The sequence below is a fragment of the bacterium genome (genome assembly GCA_022616075.1).
GTDB lineage: Bacteria > Acidobacteriota > HRBIN11 > JAKEFK01 > JAKEFK01 > JAKEFK01.
In genome coordinates this window covers 1-12,592 of record JAKEFK010000232.1, presented here as the reverse complement: position 1 = coordinate 12,592, position 12,592 = coordinate 1, and the positions used below count along the sequence as shown (strand labels likewise).

Genomic DNA, 12,592 nt, shown 5'->3' with positions numbered 1-12,592 from the left:
CTTGCGATTTCGGCAATGGTGGTTTTATGCCGTGAATTGCGAATGAACCACAAAATACGAATCTCTTTTTTGCTCAGTTTTAGCATGATCCTTACAGCCGAGAACGCAGAGATCGCAGAGAAAAAACTAAGAATTCTTGTCCACTCCTGCGTTCTCCGCGACCTCTGCGGTAAACCAGAAAAACCGGATATTGTAGCACACGTTTTGACAGCGACGGTTCCGATATGCGACAGCCGTATCAAAAAAATATTGACAAGGATCAGGAAAGCTGGTATTCATATGGTGCAGTTTTGTTGCAAAGTGATGAAAATCATCTTCCGAACTCGCTATCCTGTTCCTTTTCGTCGGATGATTCTGATCCTCATTCTCTCACTATCCAGCGCTTATTCCTACCTGCATCTAACACAAAGTAAAGAACAGCAACAACTTAACACCGGTTTAATGAGCATTTCTCCCATTGTGCCGGACTTTAGTTTCATCCAACAACCTCCATCACTTACGACAAAAGAACTGGAAATAGATCGACACGAAACGTTCACAGAAGTGATGCAATCCCACGGATATGATTCGGAAACGATCCAGCAGATTTACGAGAGCGCAAAGGATATCTACAACCTCGGGAGGATTCAAGCGGGCAAAGTGATCACTGTAATTTCATCCGATGAGCAGGACTTTCAACGTCTCGAATACGCGATCGATCCTCTTCAAACTCTCGTCGTCAGCAAAGTCGAAGGCTTGATTAAAGCCGAGCTCTTACTCAGAAATGTTGAGACGCGTGTAGAAGAAAGGGGCGGTTATATTTATGGCTCACTGTATGCTTCTCTGGCGCGGATCGGCGAAAAAGATGAACTCGTGATCAATTTTGCGGATATTTTCGAATGGGATATCGACTTTTTTAAAGATTTGAAAGAAGGGGACTCTTTCAAAATTATATTCGAGCGAAAATATGTGGACGGAGAACCGCTGGGCTATGGAAGTATATTGGCCGCCGAGCTGACGAACAAAGGAAAAACTTACCAGGCGATCGGATATCGCAGAAATGGCAAGCTGGAGTACTTCTCGCCGGATGGAAAAGCGTTGAAAAAAGCATTCCTCGCGGCGCCCCTAAAGTTCTCCCGGATCAGCGCCGGTTTTTCGCGCAACCGATTTCACCCGATTCTTAAGAGAAGTCGTCCACATTACGGCATTGACTATGCAGCGCCGATCGGCACGCCTGTTCGCGCCATCGGAAACGGAAAAGTGACGCTTGCAGGATGGGCCGGGGGCGCTGGGAAAACGGTCAAGATTCAGCATGACAGGGAAATTGCAACCGTTTACTGCCACCTTTCAAGATTCGCAAGTGGCGTTCGTCCCGGCGCTTCAGTGTCGCAAGGTCAGGTAATCGGCTATGTAGGAACAACCGGACTTTCCACGGGACCACACCTGGATTTCCGCTACCTGAAAAACGGAAAGTACATAAACTTCCTGAGTATCAAATCACCGCAAGCAGCACCGCTTTCCAAAACAGAAGTATCACAGTTCCAGATTGTTTCCGCGGACATTATTCAGCAGTTGTCTGGCGTGAGATTCGATGAATCAACCAGAATCGCATCCGTAACCGCGACAGCCTCTAACTTCCGCGTTCTATAACTTCCACCAAATCACCAAGGCGCTCGAGCAAATAATCTGGCTGAATTTCCCGCAATTCTTCTTTACTATGACCACCCGTTGCTATGAGGGCAAGGCGGACGCCGGCATTCTTCGCGGTTTCGGAATCTAGCGTCATATCTCCAACATACAAAGTTTCGTTTTCTGATACACGCATTTTTCTCATCATGTCTTGAAGCATGGAAGGATGCGGTTTGGGCTGGATTTCTCCTTCCGGTCCACTGCAACAACAAAAGTATTCATCTATTTGAAGGTACGTGAGAATATTTCGCGTAAAATCGGCTGGCTTATTACTCGCGATACCAAGCAAGATATTGCGCTCGCGCAACGCTTTGAGGCTTTCCCGCACATCCGGCAGCAAAAAAGTTCCACTTAGATGGGTCTTGTCGTAACTCTCTCGAAATAGTTTTAATGCATGGTCCACTAATTCAGGCGGAACCGATTGCTGCATCAGATTTACAACTCCGCGTCCCACTCTCCGCTTGACGGTTTGCAAATCGACTTCCGGAAGATGCAGCTCACGCAGCATCTCATTGAGGCTTTCATGAATGCCAGGATACGCATCCACGAGAGTTCCATCCAAATCGAATATGATCGCTCTAAACATTTTTTTCTTAACGCAGAGTCGCGGAGAACGCAGAGGAAAAAATTAAAATTTATCTCTGCGGCCTTTGCGTCCTCTGCGCTCTCTGCGTTAAGAAAGAGCTATCGTGGGGGGAAAGGAAATTTCATCTTTTTCGGATCCATCATACCGGTCATTTGCTTAATCATCTTCTGCGCAGTCACGAATTGCTTGAGAAGCTTATTTACTTCTTCTACGGTCGTGCCACTCCCTTTAGCAATTCGTTTGCGACGGCTCCCATTAATCAACGAATGATTTGCCCTCTCTGCCGGTGTCATGGAATTAATGATGGCTTCGATCCTTACGAGAGCTGATTCATCGACGTTGATGTTTTTCAACGCGGAGGCATTCATTCCTGGAAGCATTCCTAAAATCTGCGAGATCGGACCGAGTTTTTTCATCTGGCGAAGCTGATCGCGAAAATCTTCCAGCGTGAAAGCTTCCTTGCGCAGTTTCCGTTCGAGTTTTTCCGCCTGTTTCTTATCGAATGCTTCCTCTGCTTTTTCAATCAACGAAAGCACGTCGCCCATTCCGAGAATGCGAGAAGCCATACGGTCGGGATGAAAGATCTCCAGCTCGCTCAGTTTTTCGCCCGTGCCCACCATCTTGATCGGCTTTTGAGTGATCATGCGCACTGAAAGCGCGGCTCCACCTTTTGCATCGCCATCCATTTTGGTGAGGATGATTCCCGAAATATCGAGGGCATTGTTAAAGGCTTCCGCACTTCGAACCGCATCCTGTCCGGTCATCGCATCTGCAATGAAAAGGATTTCGTGAGGTCGAATTGCCTCCTTCATCCTCTGCAGCTCCTGCATGAGCTCATCATCCAGATGCAAACGTCCTGCAGTATCCACAATCAACGCCGAATAACCGGTATTTCTGACTTCGTACAAAGCTTTCTTGGAAAGATCCACAGGATCCTGATCCGGAGTAGAAGGATAGAACGGAATCTGAGATTGTTTCGCAAGAATGGCAAGCTGATCAATGGCTGCAGGTCGATACACATCGGTTGAAACAAGGTACGGAGATCTTCCCTGTTTCCGCAGCCAGATTGCTAATTTACCCGCCGAAGTTGTCTTGCCGGAGCCCTGCAATCCAACGAGCATGTAAATTGTGGGTGGCTCCGAAAAAATGATATCTGCATTTGTATCTCCCAAAATATGAATGAGTTCGTCTCGAACAATTTTGACGACCTGCTGCCCGGGAGTCAGAGAATCCAGCACATCCTGGTTTAAGCATTTCCCTTTTACCGCATCGATGAATGCTTTTACAACCTTGAAATTGACATCAGCTTCCAGCAATGCGAGACGGATCTCGCGCATACCCGATTCAATATGAGCCTCGGTAAGTTTCCCTTCACCGCGAAGATTCTTTAGAGTTCGTTGTAATTTTTCGCTAAGCTGATCAAACATTTTTTTAAGTGACTGGTGACTAGTGGCCAGTAACCAGTGCTAGACGCCGGAAAGAAGATGGCCGAGTTTTTCTTTCTTGGTCCGCAAATATTTAATATTGGAGCCGTGCGGGGTCATTTCCAGTGGGACCCGTTCCACCAATTCCAGGCCATAACCACCCAGCGCGATGTATTTAGAAGGATTGTTTGTCATGAGGCGCATTTTTTTTACGCCGATTTCAATCATGATCTGCGCGCCGATTCCATAATCCCTTTGATCCGCTTTGAATCCGAGTTTCTCATTGGCTTCCACGGTGTCCTCGCCTTTATCCTGCAGTTCATAGGCGCGGAGCTTATTGAGCAATCCGATTCCTCTTCCCTCAAACCGGTCACCATTCAAATACAGGAGCACGCCCTTTGCTTCGGCGGCGATGAGTTCTAACGCGCGCTCGAGCTGTTGACCGCAATCACACCGCCAGGAATGAAAAATATCGCCGGTCAAACATTGGGAATGAACGCGCACCAGAATAGGGACTTCCGGTGAAATCTCACCACAAACCAATGCGAGATGGATCGATTTGTCGATCACGTTTTCGAAAGCCTTCAGGCGGAATTTGCCAAAACGAGTGGGAAGATTCGTGTCCGCCACCTTCCGCACCAGTCTTTCGTTTTGCATGCGGTAGCGGATCAGCTCGGCAATGCTGATCATTTTCAACCGACGTTTTTTGCAGAACTGAATGAGTTGCGGAACTCGTGCCATCGTTCCATCATCATTCATGACTTCACAAATCACGCCTGCAGGATAGAGCCCCGCAAGCTTTGCAAGGTCAACCGCAGCCTCTGTTTGTCCCGCGCGCTCCAGAACACCTCCCTGACATGCTCGCAATGGAAAAATATGTCCCGGTCTTGCAAGATCATAAGGCTTGGTGTCGGAATGAATGGCCGTCAATACTGTTTGTGCGCGGTCGTGAACTGAGATTCCGGTGGTCACATTCCGCTTTGCTTCAATCGAAACGCAGAATGCAGTTCCGTATTTTGCTGTGTTCTCTGTTACCTGCAGCGGGATTTGCAATTCATCTAAACGTTCGCCGGTCATGGCAAGGCAGACCAATCCCCTTCCATATTTCGTCATGAAATTGATGACTTCGGGTGTTACTTTTTCCGCCGCAATCGTCAGATCTCCTTCATTTTCACGGTCCTCATCGTCGACGACAACAACCATTCGACCCGCCCGGATCTCTTCAATTGCTTTCGGTAGGCTGATAAAAGGACTTTTCATAAAGGGTTCAAGAGCTCAAAGGGTTCAAGAGTTCAATAGTTAAGGGTTATCATATGTCTTTTTGAGGGTGCTGACAACGTAGCGACCGATGATATCCGTCTCCACATTGACGAGATCGCCCGGGTTTAGTTCATTCAGGTTCGTATGCGACAGCGTGTATGGAATCAGCGCCACGCAAATTGTTCGTCCTTTCTGTGACGCAATCGTCAGACTCACTCCGTTGAGCGCAATCGAACCTTTCGAGACACAAGAAGCCATCAACGCACCTGGAAGTGTCACAAAGAGTCGAACATCTTCCCCGTTCCGAATCCACTTTTGAACGCGGCCCAAACCCTCGACATGTCCCTGAACGAAGTGACCGCTAAGCATCGACTGCGGTGTCACCGAAGATTCAAGATTCAATTTCTGGTTCTTCCTGTAAGACGAAAGGTTTGTCCGGTCCCAAGTTTCCGCGGAAATATCAAATAGAAGCCTACTTCCGGTCTTACCGGTCACGGTCAGGCAAACTCCATTCACCGCCACGCTATCACCCGGTTTTATTTTTTTTGTCATCCCGCTCGTATTGAGTTCCAATACTGCTCCCCTTCCCGTCTTTTTGAGGGAAACAATCTTGCCCATAGCCTCAATGATTCCACTAAACATTTTTATGTCGCTGAGGAAGGGCGGATTCTTACAATGAGGTCGCCATCCACTTCGACCGGTAGATCGATTTGATAACGTCTGGTTTCTGCAAGGGATTGTTCGGGCCCCGCAAGGAAGTTCAGGAAATGTTTTCCTGTTAAGAGTCGTGGAGCGATCATCAATACGTATTCATCAATCATTCCGGCAACGTGAAAGAACGTAAAAATTTTCTGGCCGCCCTCGATCAAAATCTTTTGAAGACCCATTTCGTAGAAAGAAGCCATGAGTTCCTGCACGTTCAGGAAACGCAGGATCCGAACAGGATAATTCTTCCATGCATTCTCTTTCGATGCAGGCGCGGTGTGGGATCCGCAAATCAGAATCGGGCCTTCATCTTCCAGCAGCGAACATTCCTCAGGATGCAGTTTGAGTCGTGAATCAATAATGATGCGCCAGGGTTTTCGTTGAACGGCATCCGTGCGAACTGTGAGGTGTGGACGATCCAACAACACCGTATCCGCGCCAACAAGAATCGCATCGCAACGCGCTCTGAGCTGATGAACCCAGGTGAGACTCGTCTCGTTCGTGATCCAACGGGAGTTGCGGTCCGCCGGTGAAATGATTCCGTTGGCAGTCATTGCAACTTTTGCAATCAAATAAGGACGCTTCGTGCGCAATGTCTTAAAAGAAGATTCATAGAAATCATCGATTGCTTTCAGGCGAACTTGCTGTGTCTGAATACCGGCCTGTTCCAGCGCGGAGATTCCTTTTCCGGCAACAAGCGGATTCTGATCAACCAGTCCGTATACAACGCGAGATATGCCTGCCGCGATGATCTGCTCGACGCAGGGTCCGGTTTTCCCTTGATGAGCGCACGGTTCCAGAGTGCAGTAGAGAGTAGCGTTGCGAGCGCGAGCGCCGGCCCTGTGCAAAGCGAAGATTTCTGCATGGGGCTCACCTGCTCTTTCGTGAGCTCCGTACGAAATCAAGTTTTCGCCTCGAGCAATCACAGCACCTACAGCAGGATTTGGCGAAGTGGCACCTTCATTCTGCAAGGCAAGCTGATACGCGAGATTTAAGTAGTAGTGATCCAGCATAAATCGTATGGTAGGGGCAGGCCTTGTGCCTGCCCATAGAATGTTTTCATGATCAGGCGGGCAGGGACAAGCCCTGCCCCTACCCACAGGTCTTCATCATACTTCAAATAAAGCATCGATGAATTTTTGCGGGTCGAAGGGAATCAAATCATCCAGCGATTCACCGACGCCAAGAAATTTGATCGGCACACCGAGTTCCTTTGCAATGCTCACAACGATTCCACCTTTCGCAGTTCCGTCGATTTTCGTAAGAATGATTCCCGTAATCGGTGTGATGTTCATGAACTCGCGTGCCTGAACAATCCCATTTTGCCCAACCGTCGCGTCCAGTACAAGCCAGCTTTCGTGCGGCGCTCCGGCAACTTCGCGGTTTGCAACTTTTCGAATTTTAGCAAGCTCCTGCATCAAGTTTGTTTTTGTGTGGAGCCGTCCCGCAGTATCGATCAAGACCAGATCCCTTTTCTGCGCTTTCGCAGCGTTCAAAGCGTCGAAAACAACGGCCGCAGGATCCGATCCGCTTTGCTGTTTCAAAATATCCACGCCTACCCGTTTTGCCCAGATTTCCAGCTGCTCCGTTGCAGCCGCGCGGAAAGTATCCGCCGCGCAGATCAAAACTCTCTTTCCCTGCTTCTTGTATTCGTGAGCCAGCTTAGCGATCGAAGTGGTCTTCCCTACTCCGTTCACTCCAATGATCATGAATACAGCAGGTGTTGGATAACGCTTTTCCCACCACGGGTCGGTATTCTTAAAAATTGAAAGTAATTCATCATGAATCAGCTTCTTGACCGCTTCTACATTCGAAAGCTGATTGCTCTTGATTCGATCATTCACCAGCTCCACCAGGTCCGTAGCAAGCCCGACTCCGATATCGGATTGAATAAGAGCCTCTTCCAGTGGACCCAGAATACTTTCATCGACAGGCCGGCCCAGCTTCATCGCTTTATCAAGCTGCGTGCCCAGACTATCTTTGGTTTTTTTGAGGCCTGAGCGCAACTTCTGTAAAAATGTTTTTTCTTCGGTTATGAATTCAAACACAAAAACTCCTTGCGGACTGGAAGTCCGCGGCCCGTAATGCGGGTAAGATGCCCGCGCTCCGTTCTATAATTCTTTTTCCAAGGATAAAAAATAGTCTCCAAACTGAAAACGCGCATGCGCGATATTTGCATCCCGGGATAAAACCACACTCACAAAATATCCATCTTTGAGCTGATGTGTAAGAATCGAACGCTTGCCGCATCGTGTGATCACAGTGCCGTTCCTTCCCAATTCCAGTCGTCTGATGCTATTCAACACAATCCCCTGGTAGGCGCCCATCAGTTTAAGGTGATCGTGGTCAATCTCTCCGTAGGAAAATATCTCCTCCCCTTCGGAATCGAGAAAGATCACACCCTCGACTTCTTTATGAAGAAAAATTCTACGCAGGATTAATTCAAATGCCATCACTTATTGCTGGCATTGAATCCCTTTGAGAGCTTCGATCGATTTTTGACCAAGATCGCTTAGAGGATCAGCATCTACAACCTGCAGATAATACTGACGGGCGACACAGGGTTGATTCTTGCGGGCCATAATTGTGGCAAGTGAATAGCTTGCTTCCAGGTTTTGTGAATCGATTTTCAAAAGATCGCGAAAGGCAACGGCGGCCTCATCGAGTCTGTTGAGTCGTTCCAAGGAAAGTGAGTACAGCAAAAGTGGAGCTGCTTCTTCCGGCAAACCATCTTTCTGTTTCGGCACCAGGTCCATCGCTTTTTTAGCAAGCGCCCTGGATTCTTCATAACTCTGCTGAGAAAATGCCAGTTTTGCCAGATTAAAGTATGGACCGGCTTTCATGTAGTTACGATCTTGAAGGGCAATCAAAAATTCCTTGCGCGCTTCGGGATAGTTTTTAAGCTCCATGTAAGCAACGCCGAGATTATTATGTACATCCGTGTAACTGGGCCGGACTTGCAGCGCCTTTTGAAAGGAAGCTATCGCAAGGTCGTGTTTTGCTTCGCAAAGATAGGAGAGTCCCAGGAGGTTCAAGGCACCCGGATCGGTTGGATATTTTTGCAAGAATTGAAGATATGAATTCGTTGCATCAGCGCAGCGACCTTTGGAAAGCAGATCGTTGGCATCCCTGAGCGCCAATGCTTCAGAGGGCCGCCCCTTCCTGCCCTTGGTGTCCGTTGGATTCGTCTGAGATTGCTTTTTACCGCTGCACGCGATGGCAACGGCAATGAGGAATAACAAAAACACCGTAAATGATTTCTTCATCAAAAAACCACCCTTATTTTGGAAGCAAAGTATAACATGGAGCGCCAAAGTAATGAGTCATGAGTGATGAAACCAGAAAGAAGAGACCATCGGGTACTCATTGCTCATTACTCATTACTCATTGCTATGACACTTCTTACGCTACTGGTTGTTTAGCGCGAGGACGTGAAGGTTTGTGGAGTGTCACTTTTCCTTCCTCGCATGCATGGCTGAATGCCTCCACAATCTTCGGATCGTACTTAATGCCGGCCATGGCCCTGATACGATTCAGCGCAAATTCGAGCGTGAAAGCTTTCTGATAAGGACGGTCCGTGGTCATTGCGTCGAAAGTGTCTGCTATCGTAATGATACGTCCCAACAACGGAATCTCCTCCCCTTTCAGTCTACCCGGATAACCGGACCCATCGTAGTTTTCATGATGCGCGCGAGTTCCCGGAATGATGTCGGAAAGCTGGGCAATTTGCGCAAGAATGCTGGCCCCTTTATCCGGATGTGTCTTCATCACTTCAAATTCTTCAGGCGTCAGATTCGTCGGTTTTCGCAAAATCCGGTCATCAATACCAATTTTGCCAACATCATGAAGCAATGCAGCTATTTCCACTCTTTCGAGCTCAGCGGCACCAAAAGACAACTGTCTAGCAATGACCAGAGAATAGTCTTTCACGCGTTCGGAATGGCCTCTAGTGTACGGATCCTTTGCATCAATTGCAGCAGCCAGCATCCGGATGGCGCTCATAAACAATTCTTTGTTTTCGCTCGCCGCATTTTGCAGACCGATGATATTCTGTTTGATCTCATCGGTCATAAAATTAAACGTGTCTGCAAGCTGCTGAATTTCGTTGCTCGCCTTCAATTCGATTTTCTTGTCAAAATTCTGCTTACGCCCGATATCTAACGCATGTTGTGCAAGAACCTGGATCGGACGAGTAATCCATTGCGCAAACAAAAAGCCCACGAGGCAGGCGGCGAGCGCAAAAATAATTCCCCAGATAATCGAAGTACGGATCATGTCATTGACGGAAGCAAGAGCAATGTCTTTATCAATCTGAATGATCACACCCCAATCGGGATCGTTGACCGAGCTATAGGCCCCCAAAATTTCCGTATCCTTTTCCTTATAAGAAAGAACTCCTTCTACAGCTCCTTTTGTATTCAAGTATCCGCGAACAATTGCGGTGTTTGAAAGATTTTTGTGCGCTTGCATTTCCGCTTTGTCCGGATGCAAAAGAAGATTGCCTTTGGAATCTACAACGTAAACCTTGCGCCCGCCTGCGCTTTGCTCGTTGATCATTTTCCAGAGCGGTTCCACACTGACGATCACGGAAAGAATTCCCATCACTGTTTCATCTCGTGACCGGATCGGTTCCGTAAAAAGCAGGATCGGAACATCATCAGAGTGATGATAATAAGGAGCGCTCATATAGGATTTGCCTTCAGCGGCCTGACTGAATCCCTGGAACTCCAGATTCGGCACTTGCGGATCTTGAAAATTGAATTTGGAATAGTACGGACCCTTCCCTTGCAGATTCAAAATGCGAACTTTCAAAATCGCCGGATTCCGCATCAACTCGGGCGGCTCCGTAGAATTTTCCTGCAATTGCGGAGCCATTTTTAGAGCGTATTCGTGAACTTGCGTGCGGTTCTCCGTGACAAAATCAGAAATCTTTGTGGAAACCGTGGAACCGATGCTGAAAAAATTCTCGCGTAAACTTTTATCCAGGTTGTCGCGGCTGATCAAAATCAGTTTCCAGCTGCTGATCCAAAGCGGAATGACGCCTATGAAAAAGAACAGCAGAGTGAGCGTCACTAAAATGCTGGTCTTTATCTTGGTCTCTTTGAAGATCGCCATTCTTAAATCGTAATCCTGATCATGATCTTAATCGTGATCATAAATCCTAATCGTGTTCGCAATCGCGAGACTGACGATCTTGATCAACGATAACGATTACGATCCAGATCACGATTACGATTTTTCCCCCAGGATCTCATATACCATAATCGACTTTTCCAGTCCCTTCAAATTGAACGGACCTAAGGATGCCGTTTCGACGAGATCGGCGATCATCGCCTGAGTATTTTCCCCCACCACGATCTGATCCGGACGGGCCACCGATGATTCCAATCGCGATGCCACATTAACAGTATTCCCTAGAACTGTGTATTCAATACGTTTCGGGGAACCGATATCCCCGGCCACAACCCGTCCACTATTGATAGCAATTCGAATTTGGATAGGCACCGTGGTGAATTTTTCTTCGTTCAGCTCCTGCAAACGCTTCTTCATCTCCAACGCCGTTTTCACAGCTCGCAGGGCATGGTCCTCCATCGGAATCGGCGCGCCAAAAATAGCCATGATGGCATCCCCGATAAACTTATCGAGGGTTCCGTCGTTACTGAAAATGATGTCCGTCATCTCCGTGAAGTAGTCGTTCAATATCAGGGAAACGCGGTGCGGTTCCATGTTTTCCGCCATGCTGGTGAATCCAACTATGTCTGCAAACAGAACGGTAACATCCAATTCCTGCGCTTCGATGCTGCTGTCTGTGGAGCTCATGGAAATGATCCGGTTGACGACCGCAGGAGAGTGATATCGTTCGAGCTGGCTACGCCGTTTGAGCTCTTCCTTGATCTTCTCATTCAGACGGGCTTGCTCGATCCCGATCGCCGCGTAATTCGCAAGCGCTGTGAGTAGGTCCAGATCTTCGGTGCTGAACGATCCCGATCTCGTAGAGGAATCGATAAAGACAACGCCGATGACGTCATCTTTGTTCCAGAGCGGAGCGCACATCGCCGAGCGAATGCTATGGAAAATAATGCTGGCGCCACCATCAAATCGTGGATCCATTTGAGCATCAGAAGTCAAGATCGAAACCTTATCTTGAAATACCTTGTTTGTCATGGTCCTGCTGATCGTAATTTTTCCTGAATCGCTCGCCTGGTTTCGGTATTTCACAACCTTCGGAGTCAACTCGCGGGTATGCTCATCGTAAAGCATCAAGAACCCGCGCTCCGCCGGCAAATGATCAAAAATCAAATTCATGACAAGATTCAAAACCTCGTCCAGGGGTTGCACGGTCAGAAGGGATTTTGCCACCGCGATAAGAATCTGCAGAATCTGGTTGCTCTTCTGAATGTTTCGAATCGCTGCCGGTTCGTGCGCTTGAACATCCGTGACAGAAACAGATTCCGGAATGATTCTTCGAATGTCGCTGATCGGTTTGATGAACGTGCCGGGACTGGAAAGACTCTCTTCTTTTCCTTCGTCTATTTGAACTTGATCATCGGTGGTTTTTGTGAAGCGAATGGTAAATTTTCCAAGACTGATTTCATCACCATCCGTAAGCGGCCGTCTGGTAACCAGAGCGTTGTTTACCCTGGTTCCGTTGCGGGATTCAAGATCAACGATATAAGATTGGCCGTTTTCTACAACCACTTTTGCATGGTGCCGGGAAACGCCAAAATCGTTGATGACTAGATCATTATCGGAAGCTCTTCCGATGCGGACTTCCCCATGCTGGAACGGAAAAGATACAATTTTCTCCCCGTCTTTAAAAACCAGCTTGTACATAAATGAAAGCTTCCCGCCATCTTTTCATAGGAGGTCGGATGAAAAGTTACTTCTCCTTCTCCGTATCGAATGCGGAAGAGATTTTTTGAACTTCCGGCTGTTCTATAGGGGCCGG

At 47.9% G+C, this 12,592-nt stretch carries 11 protein-coding genes; 1 reads left to right on the top strand and 10 read right to left on the bottom strand.

Features of this window, described 5'->3' with window-relative positions:
- On the top strand, positions 1-1,629 hold a 1,629-nt coding region (locus L0156_19300; protein MCI0605137.1), incomplete at its 5' end, for a peptidoglycan DD-metalloendopeptidase family protein.
- Here the strand turns inward: L0156_19300 and L0156_19295 are convergent.
- The 10 genes from L0156_19295 to L0156_19250 form a co-directional block, all read right to left on the bottom strand.
- Positions 1,610-2,254, bottom strand: coding sequence for an HAD-IA family hydrolase (locus L0156_19295; protein ID MCI0605136.1), 645 nt, complete (start codon positions 2,252-2,254; stop codon positions 1,610-1,612). The genes L0156_19300 and L0156_19295 overlap by 20 nt on opposite strands.
- A gap of 98 nt (positions 2,255-2,352) precedes the next feature.
- Complete coding sequence (gene ffh / locus L0156_19290; protein MCI0605135.1) at positions 2,353-3,681, bottom strand: signal recognition particle protein; 1,329 nt, start codon at positions 3,679-3,681, stop codon at positions 2,353-2,355.
- A 39-nt stretch (positions 3,682-3,720) separates the two neighbouring features.
- A complete protein-coding gene (locus L0156_19285; GenBank protein MCI0605134.1) occupies positions 3,721-4,938 on the bottom strand; it encodes a bifunctional 3,4-dihydroxy-2-butanone-4-phosphate synthase/GTP cyclohydrolase II in 1,218 nt (405 codons plus the stop codon).
- Between the two features lie 39 nt (positions 4,939-4,977).
- Positions 4,978-5,556, bottom strand: a complete 579-nt coding sequence (locus L0156_19280) for a riboflavin synthase (GenBank protein MCI0605133.1) — start codon at positions 5,554-5,556, stop codon at positions 4,978-4,980.
- A 26-nt stretch (positions 5,557-5,582) separates the two neighbouring features.
- Positions 5,583-6,656 (bottom strand): bifunctional diaminohydroxyphosphoribosylaminopyrimidine deaminase/5-amino-6-(5-phosphoribosylamino)uracil reductase RibD, encoded by a 1,074-nt coding sequence (gene ribD / locus L0156_19275; protein MCI0605132.1) that lies wholly within the window; start codon positions 6,654-6,656, stop codon positions 5,583-5,585.
- 96 nt (positions 6,657-6,752) lie between these two features.
- Positions 6,753-7,691, bottom strand: coding sequence for a signal recognition particle-docking protein FtsY (ftsY, locus tag L0156_19270; GenBank protein MCI0605131.1), 939 nt, complete (start codon positions 7,689-7,691; stop codon positions 6,753-6,755).
- Positions 7,692-7,754: 63 nt separating this feature from the next.
- Positions 7,755-8,096 (bottom strand): roadblock/LC7 domain-containing protein, encoded by a 342-nt coding sequence (locus L0156_19265; GenBank protein ID MCI0605130.1) that lies wholly within the window; start codon positions 8,094-8,096, stop codon positions 7,755-7,757.
- A 3-nt stretch (positions 8,097-8,099) separates the two neighbouring features.
- Positions 8,100-8,909, bottom strand: a complete 810-nt coding sequence (locus L0156_19260) for a tetratricopeptide repeat protein (protein ID MCI0605129.1) — start codon at positions 8,907-8,909, stop codon at positions 8,100-8,102.
- A 136-nt stretch (positions 8,910-9,045) separates the two neighbouring features.
- Positions 9,046-10,758 carry an HD domain-containing protein gene (locus L0156_19255; GenBank protein MCI0605128.1) on the bottom strand — a complete coding sequence of 571 codons (1,713 nt, stop codon included), beginning with the start codon at positions 10,756-10,758 and terminating at the stop codon, positions 9,046-9,048.
- Positions 10,759-10,872: 114 nt separating this feature from the next.
- Positions 10,873-12,477, bottom strand: a complete 1,605-nt coding sequence (locus L0156_19250; protein MCI0605127.1) for an FHA domain-containing protein — start codon at positions 12,475-12,477, stop codon at positions 10,873-10,875.
- Between the last annotated feature and the right edge of the window lie 115 nt (positions 12,478-12,592).